24 protein-coding genes are annotated in these 22640 nt (G+C 67.7%); 7 read left to right on the forward strand and 17 right to left on the reverse strand.

Annotated features, from left to right (window positions below; genetic code table 11):
* Positions 1–42 precede the first annotated feature (42 nt).
* Both J2Y54_RS14165 and map read right to left on the reverse strand, forming a co-directional pair.
* Positions 43–225: a hypothetical protein gene (locus J2Y54_RS14165; protein ID WP_310040644.1), complete on the reverse strand. Its 183-nt coding sequence runs from the start codon at positions 223–225 to the stop codon at positions 43–45.
* Between the two features lie 15 nt (positions 226–240).
* A complete protein-coding gene (gene map / locus J2Y54_RS14170) occupies positions 241–1068 on the reverse strand; it encodes a type I methionyl aminopeptidase (RefSeq protein WP_310040645.1) in 828 nt (275 codons plus the stop codon).
* A gap of 63 nt (positions 1069–1131) precedes the next feature.
* Here map and J2Y54_RS14175 point away from each other — a divergent pair, with 63 nt between their 5' ends.
* The 5 genes from J2Y54_RS14175 to J2Y54_RS14195 all read left to right on the forward strand — a co-directional run bounded on the left by J2Y54_RS14175 (position 1132) and on the right by J2Y54_RS14195 (position 7266).
* Positions 1132–1887 (forward strand): molybdopterin-binding protein, encoded by a 756-nt coding sequence (locus tag J2Y54_RS14175; protein WP_310040647.1) that lies wholly within the window; start codon positions 1132–1134, stop codon positions 1885–1887.
* Positions 1888–1894: 7 nt separating this feature from the next.
* Entirely contained in the window at positions 1895–3046 is a 1152-nt protein-coding gene (locus tag J2Y54_RS14180; protein WP_310040649.1) for an FAD-binding domain-containing protein, read from the forward strand.
* Positions 3047–3142: 96 nt separating this feature from the next.
* Positions 3143–4561 carry a pitrilysin family protein gene (locus tag J2Y54_RS14185; protein ID WP_310040652.1) on the forward strand — a complete coding sequence of 473 codons (1419 nt, stop codon included), beginning with the start codon at positions 3143–3145 and terminating at the stop codon, positions 4559–4561.
* A gap of 1 nt (position 4562) precedes the next feature.
* Positions 4563–5978 (forward strand): pitrilysin family protein, encoded by a 1416-nt coding sequence (locus tag J2Y54_RS14190; RefSeq protein WP_310040653.1) that lies wholly within the window; start codon positions 4563–4565, stop codon positions 5976–5978.
* Between the two features lie 88 nt (positions 5979–6066).
* Positions 6067–7266, forward strand: a complete 1200-nt coding sequence (locus tag J2Y54_RS14195) for a hypothetical protein (protein WP_310040655.1) — start codon at positions 6067–6069, stop codon at positions 7264–7266.
* Here J2Y54_RS14195 and J2Y54_RS14200 read toward each other — a convergent pair.
* From J2Y54_RS14200 to J2Y54_RS14260, 13 genes are all read right to left on the reverse strand, one after another.
* Positions 7263–7640, reverse strand: a complete 378-nt coding sequence (locus J2Y54_RS14200; RefSeq protein WP_310040657.1) for a hypothetical protein — start codon at positions 7638–7640, stop codon at positions 7263–7265. The two genes, J2Y54_RS14195 and J2Y54_RS14200, sit on opposite strands and share 4 nt — an antisense overlap.
* 272 nt (positions 7641–7912) lie before the next feature.
* Entirely contained in the window at positions 7913–8290 is a 378-nt protein-coding gene (rplL, locus tag J2Y54_RS14205; protein WP_310040658.1) for a 50S ribosomal protein L7/L12, read from the reverse strand.
* Positions 8291–8346: 56 nt separating this feature from the next.
* Positions 8347–8862 carry a 50S ribosomal protein L10 gene (gene rplJ, locus J2Y54_RS14210; RefSeq protein WP_310040659.1) on the reverse strand — a complete coding sequence of 172 codons (516 nt, stop codon included), beginning with the start codon at positions 8860–8862 and terminating at the stop codon, positions 8347–8349.
* 441 nt (positions 8863–9303) lie between these two features.
* Positions 9304–9615: a hypothetical protein gene (locus tag J2Y54_RS14215; RefSeq protein ID WP_310040660.1), complete on the reverse strand. Its 312-nt coding sequence runs from the start codon at positions 9613–9615 to the stop codon at positions 9304–9306.
* Between the two features lie 17 nt (positions 9616–9632).
* Positions 9633–11108 (reverse strand): murein L,D-transpeptidase, encoded by a 1476-nt coding sequence (locus J2Y54_RS14220; RefSeq protein ID WP_405052920.1) that lies wholly within the window; start codon positions 11106–11108, stop codon positions 9633–9635.
* A gap of 75 nt (positions 11109–11183) precedes the next feature.
* Complete coding sequence (locus J2Y54_RS14225) at positions 11184–11504, reverse strand: multidrug efflux SMR transporter (protein ID WP_310040664.1); 321 nt, start codon at positions 11502–11504, stop codon at positions 11184–11186.
* A 125-nt stretch (positions 11505–11629) separates the two neighbouring features.
* Complete coding sequence (locus tag J2Y54_RS14230) at positions 11630–12085, reverse strand: YaiI/YqxD family protein (protein WP_310040666.1); 456 nt, start codon at positions 12083–12085, stop codon at positions 11630–11632.
* A 46-nt stretch (positions 12086–12131) separates the two neighbouring features.
* A complete protein-coding gene (locus J2Y54_RS14235; RefSeq protein ID WP_310041322.1) occupies positions 12132–13880 on the reverse strand; it encodes a DEAD/DEAH box helicase in 1749 nt (582 codons plus the stop codon).
* 175 nt (positions 13881–14055) lie between these two features.
* Positions 14056–14754 carry a 50S ribosomal protein L1 gene (gene rplA, locus J2Y54_RS14240; protein ID WP_310040667.1) on the reverse strand — a complete coding sequence of 233 codons (699 nt, stop codon included), beginning with the start codon at positions 14752–14754 and terminating at the stop codon, positions 14056–14058.
* 4 nt (positions 14755–14758) lie between these two features.
* A complete protein-coding gene (gene rplK / locus J2Y54_RS14245) occupies positions 14759–15190 on the reverse strand; it encodes a 50S ribosomal protein L11 (RefSeq protein WP_310040668.1) in 432 nt (143 codons plus the stop codon).
* A gap of 228 nt (positions 15191–15418) precedes the next feature.
* On the reverse strand, positions 15419–17233 hold the full coding sequence (typA, locus tag J2Y54_RS14250; RefSeq protein WP_310040670.1) for a translational GTPase TypA: 1815 nt from the start codon (positions 17231–17233) through the stop codon (positions 15419–15421).
* Positions 17234–17306: 73 nt separating this feature from the next.
* Positions 17307–18248: a hypothetical protein gene (locus J2Y54_RS14255; RefSeq protein WP_310040673.1), complete on the reverse strand. Its 942-nt coding sequence runs from the start codon at positions 18246–18248 to the stop codon at positions 17307–17309.
* On the reverse strand, positions 18238–18405 hold the full coding sequence (locus tag J2Y54_RS14260; protein ID WP_310040676.1) for a hypothetical protein: 168 nt from the start codon (positions 18403–18405) through the stop codon (positions 18238–18240). Before J2Y54_RS14260 ends, J2Y54_RS14255 begins: the two co-directional genes overlap by 11 nt.
* Before the next feature lie 156 nt (positions 18406–18561).
* Here J2Y54_RS14260 and J2Y54_RS14265 point away from each other — a divergent pair, with 156 nt between their 5' ends.
* Positions 18562–19770, forward strand: a complete 1209-nt coding sequence (locus J2Y54_RS14265; RefSeq protein ID WP_310040677.1) for a toxic anion resistance protein — start codon at positions 18562–18564, stop codon at positions 19768–19770.
* A gap of 9 nt (positions 19771–19779) precedes the next feature.
* Complete coding sequence (locus J2Y54_RS14270) at positions 19780–20493, forward strand: hypothetical protein (RefSeq protein ID WP_310040678.1); 714 nt, start codon at positions 19780–19782, stop codon at positions 20491–20493.
* On the opposite strand, the gene J2Y54_RS14275 is transcribed toward J2Y54_RS14270, so the two are convergent.
* On the reverse strand, positions 20483–21271 hold the full coding sequence (locus J2Y54_RS14275; protein ID WP_310040680.1) for a 3'(2'),5'-bisphosphate nucleotidase CysQ: 789 nt from the start codon (positions 21269–21271) through the stop codon (positions 20483–20485). The two genes, J2Y54_RS14270 and J2Y54_RS14275, sit on opposite strands and share 11 nt — an antisense overlap.
* Entirely contained in the window at positions 21264–22610 is a 1347-nt protein-coding gene (locus J2Y54_RS14280; protein ID WP_310040681.1) for a TldD/PmbA family protein, read from the reverse strand. The genes J2Y54_RS14275 and J2Y54_RS14280 overlap by 8 nt, the downstream gene beginning before the upstream one ends.
* Positions 22611–22640: the final 30 nt, after the last annotated feature.

Raw genomic sequence — 22640 nt, forward strand, 5'->3', positions numbered from 1 at the left:
GCGTCGCGGTCCCCCTCCCCGTTCCGGGGAGGATTGGATCGTTCACCGCAGTTTCGCGATCGACAGGCCGTCTTCCTTGGCGCGGTCCTTGACCGATTCCTCGCTGCGGGTCAGCGCCTTGGCGATGGCTTTGAGCGCCATGCCCTTTTTCGCGAGCGTGTGCAGCTTCTGGATCTCGTCCTGCCGCCACGGCTGGCGGTGACGTTCGAATTTTCCCTCGGCCATGTCAGGCGCCAACTCTCACAAATACGGCGGGTTGTGGCGGCCGGTGGGCGACTGGGTGAAGATCTCGCAGCCGGTCTCGGTAATGCCGATCGAATGTTCGAACTGCGCGGAGAGTGAGCGGTCGCGGGTGACCGCCGTCCAGCCATCGTCGAGCAGCTTCACATCGGGGCGGCCGATGTTGATCATCGGTTCGATCGTGAAGAACATGCCGGGCTTGAGCTCAGGCCCGGTGCCGGGGCGGCCGACATGGACGACTTCGGGCGCATCATGGAATACGCGGCCAAGGCCGTGGCCGCAGAAGTCGCGGACGACGCCGTAGCGATGCTTTTCGGCGTGGCGCTGAATCGCGTGGCCGATATCGCCCATCGTGTTGCCGGGCTTGGCCATTTCGATGCCGATCATCAGGCATTCATAGGTGACGTCGACCAGCCGCTTCGCCTTCAGCGGCACGTCGCCGACGAGGTACATGCGGCTGGTGTCGCCGTGCCAGCCGTCGAGCAGGGGGGTCACGTCGATATTGACGATATCGCCATCCTTCAGGACTTTCGGCCCCGGAATGCCGTGGCAGACGACATGGTTGATACTGATGCAACAGCTGTGCGTATAGCCGCGATAGCCGAGCGTCGCGGGGACGGCGCCGCCGTCCAGCGTCATGCGGCGGACGATATCGTCCAGCTCCGCGGTGGTCACGCCGGGGACGACATGCGGGACGAGCGCGTCGAGAATCTCGGCAGCGAGGCGGCCAGCGGCGCGCATCCCGGCAAAGCCATCCGGGCCATAGAGCTTGATCGCCCCGTCGCGGGCGAAATTGGTGTCGTCAGTTACGGCAACATATTCGGTCATGCGCGCCATATAGGGCCTAAAGGGCAACTTTGCGAGGAGGGAAGCGCGCGCTATGGCGGGTTTATGAGCGAGCGCATCTGGACCGCCGGGCTGGTCATCATCGGGGACGAGATCCTGTCGGGTCGGACCCAGGACAAGAATGTCGCGCAGATCGCGATCTGGCTGAACGTGCAGGGCATCCGCCTGTCCGAAGTGCGCGTGGTTCCCGATGTGCAGGAGCGAATCGTCGAAGCGGTGGACGCGATCCGCACCGGTTATGATTATTGCTTCACGACGGGCGGGATCGGGCCGACGCATGACGACATCACGGTCGACGCGATCGCGGCGGCGCTGGGTGTGCCGGTCGTGGTGCACCCCGAGGCGCGCGCCGTGCTTGAGCGCTATTACGAAACGCGCGGCGGGCTGACCGAGGCGCGGTTGCGGATGGCGCGGGTGCCGGAGGGGGCGGACCTGATCCCCAACCGCATGTCGGGCGCGCCGGGCATCCGGTTCGGCAATATCTTCATCATGGCCGGGGTGCCGCACATCACCGCCGGCATGCTCGACGCGCTGACCGGCACGCTGGAGGGCGGCAAGCCGGTGGTGAGCGGGACGATCGGATGCTGGGTCGCCGAGAGCGAGGTCGCCGAAATCCTCCGCGCGACCGAAAAGGCGCATGAGGGCGTGGCGATCGGCAGCTACCCGTTCTTTCGCGAGGGGCGCGTGGGCGCGAATTTCGTCGCGCGCGCGACCGAAGCGGCGGTGGTGGAAGCATGTCTTGCCGACCTGACCGCGCAGCTGGAAGCGACCGGGCGCGACGTCACGCAGGGCGGGATCTGATTGCGCAATGGCGCAGTGGGAGCCCACCCGCGCCGCTGGATTGGCCCGGGCCGCAGCGTTCGCGCCCAACATGGGCCGTGCCTATGCCGCGCGGCGCAATTACGACAGCGGGGCGCAGCCGGATACGGTGTCGGCGCTGTCCCCCTGGGTGCGGCGTCGGCTGATCGCCGAGCGCGAATTGCTGGAGATGGCGCGCGCGGCGCATGGACCAGATGCGGCCAAGTTCGTCAGCGAGGTGCTGTGGCGCGCCTATTTCAAGGGCTGGCTGGAGCAGCGGCCGGAGATCTGGGAGCGCACTGTCGCCGGGTTGGACGCGGCGCGATCGGCGGTGGCGCAGGATGCGGCGCTGGCACAGCGGCTGGCGGCGGCGATCGAAGGGCGCACCGGCATCGATTGTTTCGATGCGTGGATCGCGCAGCTGCGGGCTGAGGGTTGGCTGCACAATCACGCGCGGATGTGGTTTGCGAGCATCTGGATCTTTACCCTGAGGCTGCCATGGGAGCTGGGCGCGGACCTGTTCCTGCGCGCGCTGGTCGATGGCGATGCGGCGTCGAACACGCTGTCGTGGCGCTGGGTCGCCGGGCTGCACACGCGCGGAAAACATTATCTGGCGCGGGCGGAGAATATCCGGCGGTACACCGACGGGCGCTTCGATCCGCAGGGACTGGACGAGGAAGCCGAGCCATTGCCCTATGACGGCGATGCGCCGCTGACCCCGCCGACCCCGGGCGATGCGATGCCAGCCGGCCGCTATGCGCTGCTAATCCATGCCGACGATACCGGGTACGACGCGCTGGACCTGCCCCCGCCGGCGCAGGTGATCGGGGTGACCGCACACGGACTGGCCGATGCCAGCGCCGCCGCGCGCAGCTTTGCCGAAGGGGCGGTGGCCGATGCCGCAGCGCGGGCGGGGGCGGCCTTTGGGTGCCCGGTCGCACTGGTCGCGGCGTGGCCGGAGCCGGGCGACCTGCCGCTGGTCGCGCCATGGCTGACGGTCGGTCCGCTGCGCGACAGCCTGCCCGACGGCTATCCGCTGGCGCAATTGCGCAACCCCTATGACGCTGCGCTGTGGCCGCTGGCGACCGCTGGGTTCTTCAAGGTCAAGAGCCGGGCGGCGGGCGCGCTCGCCCCACTCGGGATTGCGCTGCCCGCATTGTGACGGCGCACCTGTACGAAGGTGCAGGTGAAATCCCCGCTCGACTTTCGGTGCTGTGCTGGTAGCATCATACACCTACGGTCAAACGAGGGGATCGCCATGATCATGAGAAAATGGGTAACGGCGCTTGCGCTGGCGGGGACCGCTGCGCCGCTCGCGCTCGCGGCGGCGCCGGCACGGGCGCAGCAGGCGCCGGCCAAGCTGGCCGTCGAGATGCAGTATTTCACGCTCGACAACGGCCTGCGCGTGGTGCTGGCCAAGGACAATCTCAGCCCGACGGTCACCGTCGGCGTCTATTACGGCATCGGTTTTCGCATCGAGCCGCGCGAGCGCACCGGCTTTGCGCACCTGTTCGAACATCTGCTGTTCCAGGGATCGAAGAACGCGCCCAAGGGCGTGCATATCGGCACCGTGACCAATGCCGGCGGCATCCTCAACGGCTCGACCCGCTATGACTTCACCAACTATTTCCAGGTCGTGCCGTCGAGCGCGCTGGAGCGGATGCTGTGGCTGGAAGCCGATCGCATGGCGAGCCCGGTGATCAATGACGAAGTGCTGAAAAACCAGCAGGGCGTCGTCGGCAACGAGGTCAAGGTCAACGTCCTCAACCAGCCCTACAGCACCTGGCCGTGGATCGACCTGCCGATGCTGGCCAATACCAACTGGTACAACAGCCACAATTTCTACGGCGAGCTGAAGGAGATCGAGGCGGCGACGGTGGCCGACGCCAAGCAGTTCTTCGACAGTTTCTACAAGCCGTCCAACGCCGTGCTCGTGGTGGCGGGCGACATCGACTATGCCGCGACCCGCGCAATGGTCGAGAAATATTATGGCTGGATGCCCAAGGCGGCGCCGGTCAAGCTGCCCGACATCAGCGAACCGCGCCAGACCGCCGAGAAGTTCCGCGCGCGCACCGATGCGCTGGCACCCAAGCCGGGCTGGGCCGCGGGCTATCACGTCCCCGCGCGCGGCACGCCTGAATGGTATGCGATGGGCCTGATCGACCAGATGCTGGTCAAGGGCCAGGACAGCCGCCTGTACCGCAAGCTGGTCGCCGAGACCGGGATTGCCGGCGAGGTGGGCGGGGGCATCAACTTCCCGCTGGGCAACATGTTCAACTATCAGGGGCCGATGCTGTGGAGCTTCAACTTCACGCATGACGCCAATCGCAGCCGCGACGAGATCAAGGGCGCGGTCGATGCGGTGATCGAGGATCTGCGCACGACCAAGGTGTCGGCCGCCGAACTGGCGCGCGCCAAGACCAAGATGCGCTCGTCGCTCTATTCGACGATCGACGGGACCGGGCGGATCGGCCTGATCGACCTGCTCGCGGTGCACGCGCTGTTCGACAATGACCCGGGCAAGGTCAACACGCTCGAGGATGGGTTCGCCAAGGTCACGCCCGAGCTGATCCAGAAGACGGCGCAGGAATATCTGCGCCCCACCAACCGGTCGATCTACGTCATCGATCCCGGCGCGGCACAGCCCGCGCCCGCCGCTCAGCAAGGAGGCAAGTGAGATGCGCCGCATGATCGCAGGCCTGATGGCCGCCACCCTGCTTGCCGCGCCGGTCGGCGCCGCCGCGCAGGAGCTTCCGACCACCCCGCCACCGATCCCCGCGCCCAAGGCATTCACGGTGCCGGCGAGCGAGACCTACACGCTTGCCAACGGGATGAAGGTGACGCTGATCCCCTATGGCGTCGTGCCCAAGGCGGTGGTGTCGCTGCAGACCTATGCCGGGTCGATCAACGAGGGGCCGGATACCTGGCTCGCCAGCCTGACGCTGGACATGATGCGCGAGGGCGCCGCCGGCATGACCGCGGCGCAGATCGCGCAAAAGGCCGCCGATATGGGCGGCGGGATCGGGACCGGCGCGGGCGCGACCAGCGCCAGCGTGTCGATCAACGTCCTGTCCGATCGCATCGGCGATGCGGTCGCGCTGGTCGCCGATGTCGCGCAGCGGCCGAGCTTTCCCGATAGCGAGCTGGCGCGGGTCAAGGCCAATTGGAACCGGCGGCTGGCCATCGCACTGACCCAGCCGGGAACGCTGGCCAATGCCGCGCTGACGCGCGCCTATTACGGGCCGGACCACCCCTATGGCCGCGTGCTGCCCACCCCGGCGCAGTTCAACGCCTATGACGCCGCCAAGCTGAAGGCATGGCATGCCGCCAATTTTGGGGCGAAGCGCTCGCACCTCTATATCGCCGGGCGGTTCGACGCGGCGGCGGTGAAGGCTGCGGTGGAGAAGGCGTTCGGCGGCTGGGCTGCCGGGCCCGACCGGACGCTGATCCCGGTCAACCCCAAGCCGGGCCCGCAGCTGTTGCTGGTCGACCGGCCGGGCGCGCCGCAATCGACGATCAGCCTGGCGTTTCCGGCTCCCGATGCGGGCAGCGCTGGCGACATCCCGACGCGGGTGATGAATGCGCTGCTCGGCGGCGCGTTCAGTTCGCGCATCACGCGCAACATCCGCGAGAACAAGGGCTATACCTATTCGCCCGGATCGAGCGTCGCGCTGTTGCCGACCAATGCGGTATGGACGTTCAACGCCGATGTCACGACCAGCGCAACCGGCGCATCGCTGACCGAAGTGTTCAAGGAAATCCGCACGCTGCAAACGACCCCGCCGGGTGACGAGGAAGCTGCCGGGATGCGCCAATATATGGCCGGGCTGTTCGCGATCCAGAATTCGACCCCCGGCGCGCTGGTCAACACGCTGGCGACGCGCGACTCGCTGGGCCTGCCGCGCGACTGGCTGGAGAATTACGTCCCCGCGACGCTCGCGGTGACCAATGCCCAGATCAGCGAAGCCGCCCGGCGCCTGCCGCTCGACAAGATGACGCTGGTTGTCGTCGGCGACCTCAAGGTGGTGACGCCGCAGCTTCAGGCGCTGCCCGAACTGAAGGGCATGACGGCCATAACGGTCACGGTGCCCTGAACCCGCCGGCGCGGCAAAGCGCCGGATTCTCGCGGGCGCGCGCATTTTTTGATGCGCGCGCCCGCCTTCGTCATGCTAGGCGCGGGCTGTGACTGCGTTGACCCTTCGCGCGACCACCGCGCTGACCACGATCCTGTTCCTTGCGACACCCGCTGCCGGCCAGAACAGCCAGCGGCCGGTGGTGATCACGCCCCCTGTCGGCAATTTCGACATCAATCCCAACCCGACGCCGCGCCCCGCGCCGACCCCTGCGCCCGCGCCGCAGCCGAGCGCGACGCCGGCAGCGCCCGCCAGCCGGACGACGCCGACGCCGCGCCCTGCCGCGACCCGGGCGCCGTCCGCGCCTGCACCCGCACCGGCCGCGCAGCCGACGCCACAGGCCAGCCCGACGCGGTTCGGGCCATCCGATTTCACCCCGGTGGCGACGCCGACCCCGGTCCCCCAGGGCACAGCGGCGACCCCCGCTGCGGCGAGTGCGCCGCCGATCGCGCTGCCGGGCGATGCGCTGGCGCTATGGCTATGGCCGGCGCTGGGCGCGGCGGCGGCGCTGGTGGTGGGGCTGGTCGCGGGACTTGCGATTGCCGGGCGCCGACGCCGGCGGGACGCGCCAGACGCGACGGCAGCGGACACCGCCGAAACGCCGCTGGTCGCCCCGCCGCCCACGCCGGGGCCTCCGGCGCGCACCGGCCTGGCTCCGCCGCCGCCGTCACCCGCCCCGCAGCCTGTCGCGCGGAGCGAGCAGCCGGCCCGGAGCGCGCCGGTCGCCCCGGTACCCCCGCCGCCGGGCGCGCTGGTGACCGAACTGCGCCCGCTGCGCGCAACGCTGCGCGACGGCATGGTCAGCATCGATTTCGAGCTGTACATCCAGAATCGCGGTGCCGAGCCGGCGGACAATGTCCGCGCTGTCCTCGCACTGTTCGCCGCCAGCGCCGATCAGGACGCCCAGATTGCCGCCTTTCATGGCGCGGCGCGGATGGCGCCGGGGTCGGAGCCGTTCAGCATCGCGCCGGGCGGCATCCATATGCTCAAGGGGCAGGTAACCCAGTCGGGCGACCAGATGCGCGTCGTGCATGTGCAGGGCAAGCCGATGTTCGTGCCGATCCTGCCGGTCGCGCTCAAATGGTATGCCGGCCTGTCGATCCGCACGCTGCGCGACGCGTTCATGGTCGGCACCGTGCCCGCACCGGGCAGCGACCGGCTGGGGCCGCTATGGGTCGAGCGTGCGGCCGAGGGGTTCGGGCGGCTGGCGGCGAAGCGCTATGTGCCGAAGGATGTGGCCGGGGGCTAACGCAGTACCAGCACGAGCAGGACGAGGATCGCCGCGCTTGCGATCACCAGCATCGCCATCATCCGGCTGAGGTTGCCAAGGCCGCGCCACGGAAGTGCTGCATCGAGCAGCGGGCTGTCCGGCGTGATCGTCGCCGGATCGACGCCGGTTTCGTGGGTCAGGGCGGTGGCGAAGCGGTCCCATGTGTCCGCAGCGTTCGCGATATCGGCGGGGAGGGCGTTCCGGAGCGAGCGGAACACGTCGCCCGCGGTCTGCCAGGTCGGCGCGTCGGCATAGTCGAGCGTGACGCCGAAGGTTGCCTCGACCTCGTCGATTGCCGCGATCTCGTCGCTATCGCCGCCGAGACCGACGCTGACGGGCGTTTCCTGCTCCATAGGCGCGGATAGCTAACAGGTGGCGGGCGCGCCGCAAAGGATGTGGAGAAATCCTCCCCGGAACGGGGAGGGGGACCGCCGCGAAGCGGCGGTGGAGGGGGCCCGAGGCAACGGAGTCGCTTCGAGGAGGGCCCCCTCCGTCAGCGCTTCGCGCTGCCACCTCCCCGTTCCGGGGAGGATTTGTCGCCGCGGCGTGGAGGCCACCCCCCAACGAAAAGGGGCGGCCCGTTGCCGGACCGCCCCCTTCATAAGCTGCAGGTGCAGCCGCGAGATTACTTGATCTCGACGGTCGCGCCGGCTTCTTCGAGCTGCTTCTTGAGCTTCTCGGCTTCGTCCTTCGACACGCCTTCCTTGACGGCCTTCGGCGCGCCCTCGACGAGAGCCTTCGCTTCGGTCAGGCCGAGGTTGGTGATCGCGCGGACTTCCTTGATGACGTTGATCTTCTTGCCACCGTCGCCGGTGAGGATCACGTCGAACTCGGTCTGCTCTTCAGCAGCCGGAGCAGCGGCGCCGGCGCCGCCAACGGCTGCAACCGCGACCGGAGCAGCGGCGCTGACGCCCCACTTCTCTTCGAGGAGCTTCGACAGCTCAGCGGCTTCGAGGACGGTCAGTTCCGACAGCTGGTCAACAAGAGCGTTCAGGTCAGCCATTTGATATTCCCTTCAAAAATTCAGATTGGTTCGAAAAATCGCAAATGAACGACGGCTTATGCCGCGTCCTTCTCCGCATAGGCATTGAACACGCGGGCGAGCTGCGCCGCGGGTGCCTGGGTGATCGACGCGAGCTTGGCTGCCGGTGCCTGAAGCAGGCCGACAATCTTGCCGCGCAGTTCGTCGAGCGAAGGCAGCGATGCGAGCGCCTTCACGCCGTCCGCGTCGAGCAGCATGCTTCCCATTGCGCCGCCGACGATCTCGAGCTTGTCGTTCGTCTTGGCGAAATCCGACACCACCTTGGCGGCGGCGACCGGATCGGTCGAATAGGAAAGCGCCGTCGGACCCGTCAGCAGGTCCGCGAGCACCGCATAATCGGTGCCCTCGATCGCGATCTTGGCAAGGCGGTTCTTTGCGACCTTGTAGCTCGCGCCAGCTGCACGCGCCTTGTTGCGGAGGTCCGTCGACTGCTTGACGGTCATCCCGAGGTTGCGGGTGACGACCACCACTGCGACCTCGTTGAAGGTGCTGTTCAGCTCGGCAACGGCCTGGGTCTTCTGAGAACGATCCATGCCTGTCTCCTCACTATGCCCCGGCCAGGGCCGGAGCGGTTACGCCAGAAACCGGGCGGCTGCCCGATTCCCATTGTCCGTGGGGGCATGATCGTCAGGGCCGGAAGGGTCCGGCGGGCTGACCCGGATGCTCCGCGCGGGCGGATGCGACCGGTGAAAAATCTCTGTCCCCGTCTTGGCGGGAAATTAAGTGCGGCCAGTTGCCGCACACCCACTGTCTCGGACGGAACGCGTACCGGTTGCCCGATGACGCGACGGCGCGCTCATAGCGGGTGGGGGACAGGAGTCAAGGGTGGGGTAAGATCCTCCCCCGCCAGGGGGAGGTGTCAGCGCAGCTGACGGAGGGGGAGGACGGCGATGCCCTCAAGGCTCAAGCGCAGTGCTTCCTCCCCCTCCGTCGCCTTCGGCGCCACCTCCCCCTGGCGGGGGAGGATTAGCAGTTCACTCCGCCGGGGTTGCCTGGTTGCCGGTGCTGTCGCCGCGCTGGACGCGGGCGGTCATGCCGACCGATTCGGCGTCGTCCTGAATCTGCTCGGCATCGGGCAGCGCCGCTTCGGCGACCGGCGCCGGCGTGGCGCTGGGGGTCGGAGTCGGTTCCGGCTCGACCATGTTCTCGACCGGCAGTTCTTCGGGCAGCTCCATCGCATTGACGCTGTCATTGGCGGGCAGCGGTTCCCCCGAACCGCCCGAACAGGCCGCGAGCGCGGCGGCGGCAAGGGCGGTGGCGAGCTTCATCGTGCGGCGGTAGGTCATCTGTGTCTCCCCTGTCTTCAGCGCGCGGAGCGGGCCTGGGCGGCCGATCGCGCTTCAATCTTCGATGCGAGCACCTTGTCCCAATTATAGGGATCGCCGCGGAAGTTCATCGTCCCGCTGGCGCTGCCATAGGCGGTCCAGTAGAGCAGATAGACCGCGACCTGCTTCTGCAGCGGCACGCGCGTCGTCTGCCCGGCGGCAACGGTTTCCGCAATCTTTTCAGGCGTCCACACCGGATCGCCGGCCAGCAGCAGATTGGCCAGCTCACCCGGCCGCTCGAGCCGGATGCAGCCATGGCTGGCAAGGCGGTCGAAGCGCGAGAAGGTGCCCTTGGTCGGCGTGTCGTGCAGATAGACGGCGAACGGGTTGTTGAAGTCGAACTTGAACTTGCCCAGCGCCGAATGCGACGGCTGTTGCTGCAGGCGACGGTTGGCGCCGGTACCGATGATCTTGAACCCGTTGCGGGCGAGATACGCTTCGCCCTTGGGGAACAGTTCGCGCGCGGCGATGCCGGCGGGAACGTTCCACGGCGGATTGACGACGATCGAATGGATGTTGGACACCAGCATCGGCGTTTCGCCGCCGCCGGGCTTGCCGGTCACGCCGCGCATCGACATCACCGGGCGGTCGCCCTCGAACACCGCGACGCTGGCCGAGGCGATGTTCACCTGAACCCGGTCGGTCGGCATTTCCTTGGGCATCCAGCGCCAGCGCTCCATGTTCGCCATGATCTGGCGGATGCGCGCTTCAACCGGCACGTTGAGCGCGCCGAGCGTGCCGCTCGACACGGTGCCGGTGGGGTTGAGGCCGTAGCGCCGCTGGGCGCGGATCACCGCTTCCTTGAGTTCGGCATCGAAGCTGTCGCCGAGCCGGGCGACGCCGTCATCCTCGACCGCGAGCCGGGCGCGCAGCGCGGCGACCCGCGGGCCGGTGGAACCGACGGTGAGGTCGGGCCCTGCCGCTATCGCGCTCCAGCCGCCCGCCGCCTCGATCAGGCGATAGCGGGCGAGGCCGGTGCGGAGCGTTTCATAGCCTTCGTACGGCGGGGCGAGGTCGGCGAACCATTGCGCCAGCCGGTCGTCGGCGAGCGCGCGGGTGAGGCCGGGCAACGGATCCCATGCCGCCGGACGCAGCGCCCAGTCCTCCTGGAAATCGGCAGTGTCGAGGCGGCCGATATGGATCGCGCGGGCATAATCGAGCGCGGCGCGGACCAGCCCCGCATCATCGCCCGGCAGCACTTCGGCGGCCTGGGTCGAATAGCGCAGGCCATGCGCGATGCGGCCCTGCACGATGATGTGGCGCAGCTGCTGCGCCTGTGCCGGCGTGACCGTCGGCAGCGGCAGCGCTGCCGGGGTCGGCTGAACCTGCAGCGGCGCGGCGGTCGGGGTCGCGCTGGGCGCCGGGGCCGGCGCAGCGGTCTGTGCCAGCGCGGGGAGTGCCGTCGAGAATGCCAGGGAGGCTGCCACTGCGCACAGCCCGGGTCGTGCCAACATCGAAACGCGTTTCCTTTTCACCGCTGGTCAAATCATAGGGGCGCGCGCGGCGGATGTCACCCGCCCGCGCACCGGTCAGACGCTCGCGTTGAGCTTCGTCCCGGCAACGCCGATGACGATCAGCAGCATGAAGAAACCCTGAACCAGCGACACCTTGTCCCCGAACAGGATCACGCCGCCGATGATGACACCGACCGCGCCGAGCCCGGTCCAGATCGCGTAAGCGGTACCCGCCGGAATGTCGCGCATCGCCAGCGCAAGCAGCCCCATGTTGAGAAAGCTGAGCACGATCGGGACGATCGCCGACTGCCAGGTCGCGGTGGTCGCGGCCCATTTGAGGCTCAGGGCCCAGATGATTTCGGTGAACACGGCAATGCCGAGGATGATCCACGCCATGCGGGAAGCTCCATGCGTGCGGGCTCGGACTGGACAGGCGCGCAGGCCGGAAACCCGTAAGAGGCGGCGCGCCGAACCGGATCGGCCGGTTTGGGCGCCGCATCTGGTAGCTCGCGCCGCACGGGTCAACCCCGCGCGAGGCGCACCAGCGTTTCGTCGAGCGCGGACAGGAAGCGCGAGCGATCCTGTTTGGCGAACGGGGCAGGGCCGCCAATCTGATCGCCGCCGGCGCGCAGATCGGCCATGATCGCGCGGGTCGCGATCGCCGCGCCGATCGAACTGGTGGTGAAGGGCTTGCCAGTCGGAGCAAGGACCGTAGCCCCGGCCTTGAGGCAGCGGTCGGCAAGCAGGATGTCGGCGGTGATCACGACCGTTTTCGGCCCGGCGCGCTCGGCGATCCAGTCGTCGGCGGCGTCGAACCCGTCCGACACGATGCTGCGGGTGATCAGCGGGTGATCGGGGATGCGGATGAAGCTGTTGGCGACGATCGTCACCGGCACGTCGCGCCGCCATGCGACCTTGTAGATCTCGTCCTTCACCGGACACGCATCGGCATCGACGAGGATGTGGGGGGCGGTCATGGCTTTCTCCTTAGCCCTTCCCCTGAAGGGGAAGGGCTTGATAGGCTCACTTCTTCGGCGGTTTGCCGCGATGGGGCTTGGGCGCGCGCGTCGGCTGGCCGGCACCCGGGCCGCCGGCCGGGCGGGCGCGGTGCAGCGGACGGCTGTGGTTGCGCGGCTTGCCGTGGCGCGGTTCATGGTCGCCGCGCGTCCCGGGCGGGGGCGGACCGTCGGCCTGCTCGATCAGCACATCCTCGTCGGCGCTCGCCGATTTGGCCACTTCGCGCGCGAAGCGGTCGGCGATGGCGCGCGGCACCTGAAAGCGGGTTTCGCCCGCGCCGATGCGGATCGCGCCGATCTCGCTCTTGGTCACATGGCCGCGACGGCAGATCAGCGGCAGGATCCAGCGCGGATCGGCATTCTGGCGACGGCCGATATTCATGCGGAACCAGATCGTGTCGTCGAAGCCCGGGCGATGCACGGCGCCGCGCGCGGGGCCGTCGGCCGGGGCGCGGTCGATCAGTTCCTCGGGCGCGGGCATCGACGCGCGGTGGGCGCGGACCAGCGCGGCGGCAATGTCCTGCGCCGTCATCTTTTCCATCAGCTCGGCGGCGAGCGCGCGATCGTCCTCGTCGGCCTCGACCGGGGCGGTGATCTTTTCGATCAGGCGGTCGCGGTCCTTGGCCTTGATGTCCTCGACGCTGGGGACGGGCAGCCACTCGGCGTTGATCTTGGCCTGTTTCAGCGTCATTTCGACGCGGCGGCGGCGCGGATAGGGGACGATGAGCACGGCGGTGCCCTTCTTGCCGGCGCGCCCGGTACGCCCCGAGCGATGCTGCAGCGTCTCCGCATCGCGCGGCAGCTCGACATGCACGACCAGGCTGAGCGTCGGCAGGTCGATGCCGCGCGCGGCGACGTCGGTGGCGACGCAGACGCGGGCGCGGCGGTCGCGCAGCGCCTGGAGCGCGTGGTTGCGCTCCGACTGGCTGTGCTCACCCGACAGCGCGACGGCGGCGAACCCGCGCTCGACCAGATTGGCGTGGAGGTGGCGGACATTGTCGCGCGTCGCGCAGAACAGGATCGCGGTCTCCGCCTCATGGAAGCGCAGCAGGTTGATCACGGCATGTTCGATATCGGCGGGGGCGACGGCGATCGCCTGATAGCTGATGTCGCCATGGCCGCGATCCTCGCCCACGGTCGAGATGCGGTGCGCGTCGCGCTGATAGCGGCGGGCGAGCGCCACGATCGGCTTGGGCATGGTTGCGGAGAACAGCAGCGTGCGGCGCTCTGCCGGGGTGGCGTCGAGCAGCGCTTCGAGCTCCTCGCGGAAGCCCATGTCGAGCATCTCGTCCGCCTCATCGAGCACGACCGCGCGGATGGCGCCAAGATCGAGCGCGCCGCGTTCGAGATGGTCGCGCAGGCGGCCCGGGGTGCCGACGACGATATGGGTGCCGTAGGACAGGGTGCGCCGCTCGCGCGCGGCGTCCATCCCGCCGACACAGGTGGCGATGCGCGCACCGGCGGCGGCATAGAGCCAGCTCAGTTCCTTGGCGACCTGAAGCGCCAGTTCGCGCGTCGGGGCGATGACCAGCGCGAGCGGCAGGCCGGGGGCGGGCAGGGCATCGCCATCCAGCAGCTGATCGGCGATGGCGAGGCCGAAGGCGACGGTCTTGCCCGACCCGGTCTGGGCCGAGACGAGCAGGTCGCGGCCGCGCGCATCATCCTGCGTCACTTCGGCCTGGACGGGGGTGAGCGCGGCATATCCGCGCTGGGTCAGCGCCTCGGCGAGGCGGGTGGGAAGGTGTGAAAAGGGCATCAAGCTCACAAATATGCCGCGCGCCCCGCGGGCAGCGCGTCGGAATCGAATTTATCGCGGGGATTTGTGTCGCCCCTAGCGCATTTTTGTCGGTTTGGCGAGGGGGCGGTACGGGAACGAAAAAACCCCGGGGTCGCCCCCGGGGTTCTTCGTGTTTTCGCACGGGGTGCGAAGATCAGATCGCCGACACCTGGGCGACGTCGACCTTCACGCCCGGGCCCATCGAGGACGAGACCGCGACCTTGCGCAGATACTTGCCCTTGGCGCCCGACGGCTTGGCCTTGATCACCGCGTCGACCAGCGCATCGAAGTTCGCGCGCAGGTCAGCGGCCGAGAACGACGCCTTGCCGATGCCCGAATGGATGATGCCGGCCTTTTCGACGCGATATTCGACCTGGCCGCCCTTGGCAGCCTTGACCGCTTCGGCGACGTTCATGGTGACGGTGCCGAGCTTCGGGTTCGGCATCAGGCCCTTGGGACCCAGCACCTTGCCGAGGCGGCCGACCAGACCCATCATGTCCGGGGTCGCGATGCAGCGATCGAACTCGATCTTGCCGCCCTGAACGATCTCGAGCAGGTCTTCGGCGCCGACGACGTCCGCACCCGCTTCACGGGCTTCGTCCGCCTTCGCGCCCTTGGCAAACACGCCGACGCGAACGGTCTTGCCGGTGCCGGCGGGCAGGGTGACGACGCCACGGACCATCTGGTCGGCATGACGCGGATCGACGCCCAGGTTCAGCGCGACTTCGATCGTCTCGTCGAACTTGGCGGTCGCGTTCTTCTGCGCCAGCGCGATGGCTTCATCGACGCCGTACAGCTTTTCGCGGTCGACGGTGCCGGCCAGGGCCTTCTGCTTCTTGGTCTGCTTAGCCATGGGTTCAGCCCTCCACCACTTCGAGGCCCATCGCGCGGGCGGAGCCTTCGATGATGCGCGTTGCGGCATCGAGATCGTTGGCGTTCAGATCCTTCATCTTGGCGGTCGCGATCTCGGCGAGCTGGGCGCGCGTGATCTTGCCGGCCGAGATCTTGCCCGGCTCCTTCGAGCCCGACTTGAGGTTGGCGGCCTTCTTGATGAGGTAGGTTGCCGGCGGCTGCTTCGTTTCGAAGCTGAAGCTGCGATCGGCATAGACGGTGATGACGGTGGGAAGGGGCGTGCCCTTTTCCACATCGCCGGTCGCCGCGTTGAACGCCTTGCAGAATTCCATGATGTTGACACCGCGCTGACCCAGCGCCGGACCGATCGGCGGCGAGGGGTTGGCGGAGCCAGCGGCCACCTGGAGCTTGATATAGCCCGTGATTTTCTTTGCCATTGCTCTCACTCTGTCGCTGGGCACGGCACAGGCCGCACCCGGTTCAAGTTTAGCGGTTCATGCGCCCCGGACTTGCAATCCGGCGCTCCCGCAATTCCAACGATGATCGATGGAAGCGCGCGCCCTTAGCGAGGATTGCCGATCAAGGCAAGCGCAGGGCGCAGCGCCCGCATGAAAAAGCGCCGGAGTTGCCCCCGGCGCTCTTTGCAAACGGTCGCGCGGAGCGCCTCAGGCCGCCTTTGCGCGGCTTGCACGCTTGCGCTCATGCGGATCCAGATGGCGCTTGCGCAGGCGGATCGTCTTTGGCGTCACCTCGACCATCTCGTCGTCGTCGATATACGCGATCGCCTGTTCCAGCGTCATCTTCTTCGGCGGGGTCAAGCGGATCGCGTCGTCCTTGCCGGACGAGCGGACGTTGGACAGCTGCTTCGCCTTCATCGGATTGACCTCAAGGTCTTCCGGCTTGGCGTTCTCGCCGATGATCATGCCTTCGTACAGCGCTTCGCCATGGCCGACGAACAGGATGCCGCGCTCTTCCAGCGTGTTGAGCGAATAGGCATTCGCCTCGCCCGACCCGTTGGAGATCAGCACGCCATTCTTGCGGCCTTCGATCACGCCCTTGTGCGGGCCGTACTTCTCGAACAGGCGGTTCATGATGCCGGTGCCGCGCGTGTCCGACAGGAACTCGCCATGGTAGCCGATCATGCCGCGGCTGGGCGCGCTGAAGGTGATGCGGGTCTTGCCGCCGCCCGAGGGACGCATGTCGGTCATCTCGGCCTTGCGCAGGTTCATCTTCTCGACCACCGCGCCCGAATGTTCTTCATCGACGTCGATGATGACGGTTTCGTACGGCTCCATCTTCTGGCCGTCTTCTTCCTGAAGCAGCACGCGCGGACGGCTGATGCCGAGTTCGAAACCTTCGCGGCGCATCGTTTCGATGAGCACGCCGAGCTGAAGCTCGCCGCGGCCGGCGACTTCGAAACTGTCCTTGTCGGCAGCTTCGGTCACCTTGATCGCGACGTTGCTTTCCGCTTCGCGCATCAGGCGGTCGCGGATCATGCGGCTGGTCACCTTGGTGCCTTCGCGGCCCGCCATCGGCGAATCGTTCACGGCAAAGCGCATCGACAACGTCGGCGGATCGATCGGCTGCGCCTGGATCGCTTCGGTCACGCTGGTGTCGGCGATGGTGTTCGACACGGTCGCGACGGCGAGGCCGGCGAGGGAGATGATGTCGCCCGCCTGCGCTTCGTCGACCGGAACGCGCTCAAGCCCGCGGAACGCCATGATCTTCGACGCGCGGCCGGTTTCGATCACGTTGCCGTCCATGTCGAGCGCGTGGATCGCCTGGTTCGCGCGCACCTTGCCGCTGGTGACGCGGCCGGTGAGGACGCGGCCGAGGAAATTGTCGCGGTCGAGCAGGGTGACAAGGAAGGTGAAGGGCGCATCGACGTCCAGCGCGGGCGGCGGGACGTGATCGACGATCTTCTGGAACAGCGGCTCCAGCGTGCCTTCGCGCTTTGTCGGATCCTCATTGGCATAGCCATTGCGGCCCGACGCGTAGAGGACCGGGAAGTCGAGCTGTTCGTCGGTCGCGTCGAGCGACACGAACAGGTCGAACACTTCGTCCAGCACTTCCTGAATGCGCTCGTCCGGGCGGTCGATCTTGTTGACCACGACGATCGGACGCAGGCCGAGCTTCAGCGCCTTGCCGGTCACGAACTTGGTCTGCGGCATCGCGCCTTCGGAGCTGTCGACCAGCAGGATCACGCCGTCGACCATCGACAGGATGCGCTCCACCTCACCGCCGAAATCGGCGTGGCCGGGGGTGTCGACGATGTTGATCCGCGTGCCGTTCCACTCGACCGAGGTCGGCTTGGCCAGGATGGTGATTCCGCGTTCCTTTTCCAGGTCGTTGGAATCCATGGCGCGCTCTTCGACGCGCTGATTGTCGCGGAAGGTGCCGGATTGACGGAAAAGCTGGTCGACGAGCGTGGTCTTGCCATGGTCGACGTGGGCGATGATCGCCACGTTGCGGAGGTTCATGTCGGTTCCTGGATGCCGCGGAAGCGCGGGTCGCGGGCGCCCTTAGCGGAAATTGTGCGGCGCGGGAAGGGCTTCAGTCCCGGCGGCGCGGGGCCCATTTCTCGACGATGGCGACATCGACTTGCCTGAGCACCAGGCGCCGCCCCGCGATCGTGAACTCAAGCTGCGCCTCGCCGCCGCTGGGGCAGCAATTGGCGTCCTGGTCGCGCCACAGCTTGCTGGTCGCCCCCATGCCTTCGAAATCATAATCGACGCCCTTCCAGATGCCGAAGCCTCTGGGCAATTTTGCGGGAAGCGTTTCGCGCCAGCTGTCCAGATCGATGTCGTTCCAGCGCGCGGCGGCGTCATCCCATGCGAACAACAGGTCGGCATTGCCGTCCCCCGTCCCGGCAATGCGGCCTGGAACCCAGATCAGCCCCGCCTGGGTGATCCGGGGCGGTTCGTAAAAAACCCCGTCGAACGACCAGCCGATCAGCCGCGCGGTGCCATGACCGGTTTCGGCCCACAGCAGGATGCCGGCGCCGACCCCGTCTGCAGCCGATGCGCCGGCCAGCATCTGCCAATGCACCGTCCGCCCCGCCGCGTCGCGCAAGATGCCCGACGCCGACACGCGGCAGCCCTGGTCGAGCCAGGTCGCCATGCAGGTTGCGCTGCGCGCCGAGGGGGTCTTGATCATCATGCGCACCTGTTCCGCCTGGGCGAGCGCGCGGTCATAATCGGCGATCACGTCGCGAAACTGCTGTGCCAGCGCGGTGTCGTCCAGCGGCGCGCCATCATAATCGCGCGCGGCGCGAATCGCCTGCAGCGCCTGCGTGTGACGCGCCTGCCATGTTGCCGTGCGGTTGCCGAGAGCCAGGAGCGCCGCATATTTCTGCGCCAGCTCGGCGCGGAGCGGGGCGAGGGCGGGTGCCGCGCAGGCGCGCTGGCCATAGGTGGATTGACAGTCATCCGTCTGCGCTGCCGCAGCGGGAATGGCGAGGGCGGCGCAGGCGGCCGCGATCAGCTTAACGCGCATGATCCTCCATCGCGGGGGGCGCGTCCATCGCAGGCTGGACCTTCAGGCGATAAAGGTTGCCGATATCGATCCGCGCGGGAGCGGCGTCGGCGGCTGAAGCCACCGGGACCCAGACCGCGATCGAACCGGCAATCATCATCCTGAGCCTGCGTTCCATGACTCCTCCCTAACGCGCGCATGTTAACAGGTCGCGACAGCGGAACGACTGACAATCACGGTCGGTTGCGCCCCGCTCGATGTGTATTATATCGCCGATACACTTGAAGGCGAGGCGGTTCCCGTTCATCTAGGGGATAACCGCTGGAGGGATGGGATGGCGACCGAGACTGCGACTGCCGAGAAGACCGACGATCTGGTGCTGACCGCGCCCGAGCCGCTGAAGGAACGCCCGATCGAGAAGATGGCCGGGCTGGTGCCCGTTGACGAGGGCAAGAAGTCCGAACTGGTGACCCGGGTCGAGAGCTTCATCGACGATCTGGTGGCCCAGGATGTGAACTCGCCCGAGTTCGGCAAGCGCGTCGATGCGATCACGGCGATGGGGTCGAAGGAAATCCGCGATGCGGCGGGCCAGTCCAACCGCTTCCTCGATCGCCCGGTGCGCGCGATGGACAAGGATGTCGGCGTCGGCAAGGATCTGGCCGAGCTGCGCCGCGTGGTCGAGGATCTCGACCCCGGCAAACGCGGCAGCCTGACCCAGCGCAAGAAGCTGTTCGGGATCATCCCGTTCGGCAATTCGCTGCGCAATTATTTCGACAGCTACAAGTCGAGCCAGGGGCATATCGCGGCAATTCTGAAGAGCCTGCAGTCCGGCAAGGACGAGCTGTTGATGGACAATGCCGCGATCGACGTGGAGCGGCAGAATCTGTGGGCGGCGATGGGGCGGCTCGAGCAGATGATCTATATCTCCAAGGAGATGGATCAGCGGCTGGAGGACAAGGCCAATGAGCTGGATCACAGCGACCCGGCCAAGGCCAAGGCGATCCGTGAGACCGCGCTGTTCTACACCCGCCAGCGCACCCAGGACCTGCTGACCCAGATGGCGGTGACGGTGCAGGGCTATCTGGCGCTCGATCTGGTCAAGAAGAACAATGTCGAGCTGGTAAAGGGCGTCGATCGCGCCAGCACCACCACCGTCGGCGCGCTGCGCACTGCGGTGACCGTGGCACAGGCGCTGACCGCGCAGCGGCTGGTGCTCGACCAGATCACCGCGCTCAACACCACGACCGCGAACATCATCGATTCGACCGGCAAGCTGCTCAAGGACAATACCGGCCGCATCCACGAACAGGCGGCGTCGGCGACGATCCCGATCGAAACGCTGCAGCGCGCGTTCCAGAATATCTATGACACGATGGACGCGATCGACACGTTCAAGGTCAAGGCGCTCGATAACATGAAGACCACGGTCAACGTGCTGTCGACCGAGGTGGAAAAGTCCAAGGGCTATATCGCCCGGGCCGAGGGCGCGGCGCAGAATCAGATCGGCGGCGCCAACGACACGTTCAAGCTGGAGGCCCTGTAAGTAGCTGTCATGCCCACCGAGATCGACCGCCAGATCGACCGCGCGAGCGAAGTCCTCAACCGTTCGCGCGAGCGCTACACGACGCTGAATTCGCGCGCGAAGAAGCGGCGCGAGGCGGAGATTCTCGGGCGCGTCGGGCGCATCGCTGCTGCGGTCGGCGCGATCCTGGTCGGCGCGATGGTGCTTGGCTGGTTCATCCCGCTCGGCATGGGCGGTGCGCTGCTGGTGATGGCGGCACTGATCGCGGTGACCCTGTTCTTTGGCCTGATGCCGACCAGCCGCGAAGCGACGCCCGAGCGGTTCGGCGAGGTGGCGCTCGCGTCGCTGCCGTTGCAGACCGAAGAGTGGCTGGACCGTCAGCGCCCGAGCCTGCCCGGAGCGGCGATGCCGCTGATCGACGGGATCGGGGTCAAGCTGGACGTGCTCGCCGGGCAGCTCAAGGCGCTGAACGAGGGCGAACCGGCGGCGGCGGAAGTGCGCAAGCTGGTGGGCGAGCAGCTCCCTGAACTGATCAAGGGCTATCAGCGGGTTCCCGAAAATCTGCGCCGGGTCGACCGCTTCGGCCAGTCGCCGGACAAGCAGTTGGTCGACGGGCTGGCGCTGATCGATCAGGAAATCGCGCAGATGTCGGCGCAGCTGGCGCAGGGCGATCTCGATGCGCTGGCGACGCGCGGGCGGTATCTGCAGATCCGCTATCGCGGCGATGACGAGGTCAGCGGATAGGCTTGCCCAACGCCTCCACCGCCCGTGGCCGCAGGTGATCGGCAGCGGCGGCGTGGATGCCGGGAGTGGCGGCGAGCAGGCCGAAGCTTTCGCCGCGCGGGGTGTTGAAGCGGATTTTCTTGCCGAGCGCGTCGGTCACTTTCGCGCCCGCTTCGCGCGCGATCAGCACGGCGGCGGCAATGTCCCAATCGGCGCCCCAGCGGAAGGTGGCGAGCAGATCGGCGTCGCCCGCAGCGACCATCGCCATGCGCAGTGCGATCGAATTGGGCTTGTGCACCGTGACCAGATGGCGGTCGACCCTGGCGAGATCGTCGGCGGGAACGCGCGCGCCGGTCAGGTCGGTGCGGTCCGATACCGCGATTGCCGTGCCGTCGCGGGTCGCGCCTTGGCCCTTCACAGCCAGCCAATGTTCGCCGCGCACCGGGGCGTCGAGCACGCCGATCACCGGCTGACCATCCTCAACCAGCGCGACGGATACGGCCCAGCCGGGGCGTTTGCGCAGGAAATCACGGGTGCCGTCGATCGGATCGACCACCCAGACGCGGCGGCACGACAGGCGGGCGAGGTCGTCGGCGGTTTCCTCCGACAGCCAGCCGGCATCGGGGAGGAGGGCGGAGAGGCGGTTCCGCAGCAGCTCGTCGACCGCCAGATCGACTTCGCACACGAAATTATTGGGCGATTTCTCCCATTTCTCGACGTCCGTGCCATAGCGGCCGAGCGCCAGCCGACCCGCCTCGGCGGCGATGGCGCTGACGGCGGCGGCGAGATCGTCAGCCACTGGCCACCGTCATCCCGTCGATCCGCAACGTCGGCACGTTGATGCCATAGCGGAAGTTCAGGTCATTGGCCGGGACCAGTTCGCGGAACATCGCTTGCAGCGTTCCGGCGACGGTGAATTCGCTGACCGGCGTGGTGATGACGCCACCTTCGATCAGATAGCCCGCCGCGCCGCGGCTATAGTCGCCGGTGACGAGGTTGATCCCCTGACCGATCAGTTCGGTGACATAGACGCCGTAGTCGATATCGGCGATCAGCGACGCGACCGGGGTCTTGCCATTGGCGAGGTAGAGGTTGCTCGGGCCGACGCTGGGCGCCCCGCCGACGCCGCGTACGGCATGGCCGGTGGGTTCGAGGCCGAGCTGACGCGCGGCGGCGCTGTCGAGCAGCCAGGTTTCGAGCATCCCGTCGGCGACCAGCTTCATCGGCGACACCGGCAGCCCTTCGCCATCGAACGGACGCGAGCGCAGGCCGTGCGGGCGGTGGGGGTCGTCGATGATGTCGATGCCGGGCGCGAAGATGCGCGTGCCCATCGCTTCGAGCAGGAAGCTGGTCTTTCGGGTGATCGCGCTGCCCGAAATCGCGCCGCTCAAATGACCGAGCAGGCTGGATCCGACGCGCGGGTCGAGGACGATCGGCATCGCGCCGCCGCGGACGCGACCGGCGCCGACGCGGGCAACGGCCCGCTCACCCGCGCGGCGGCCGATGTCTTCGGCGGAGTCGAGCCGGGCGGCGTGGCGGGCGCTGTGATAGTCGTAATCGCGCTCCATGGCTCCGGCGTCGCCCGCGAGCACGCTGGCGGAGATGCTGTGGCTCGATGTCGCATAGGCACCGGCAAAGCCGTGACTGGTGGCGAGCGCCCAGATGCTGCGGCTGGCGCTGGCGCCCGCGCCCTCGCTGTTGGTCACGCCGGGGACGGCGCGGGCGGCGCGTTCGGCGATGAGGGCGGTCTCCTTGAGCGCGGCGGGGTCGCCCAGCGCACCATCGTCCAGATCGAGCTGCGGCACTGCGCCGCGCATCAGCCGCTCGGCCGGGGCGAGGCCGGCCCATTCGTCCTCGGGGGCTTCGCGCGCCATCGCGACGGCGCGTTCGGCGAGGATGTCGAGTGCGGCGGGAGTCAGGTCGGTGGTCGAAATGCTCGCCGAACGCTGGCCGCAGAACACGCGCAGGCCAAGTTCGAGATGCTCGGCGCGGTCGACATCTTCGAGCGCGTCGAGGCGGACCGAGACCGACAGCGATTCGCCGGCGGACAGCATCGCATCGGCGGCGTCGGCTCCGGCGCGGGTAGCGCGGGCAATGGCGTCGTGGACGCGGTCACGGGCTTGATCGGGGGTCAGCATCGACGCGATCTAGGAAGTGCAGGGGCGAAG

It is taken from the genome of Sphingomonas sp. BE123 (assembly GCF_031456015.1).
Lineage (GTDB): Bacteria > Pseudomonadota > Alphaproteobacteria > Sphingomonadales > Sphingomonadaceae > Sphingomonas.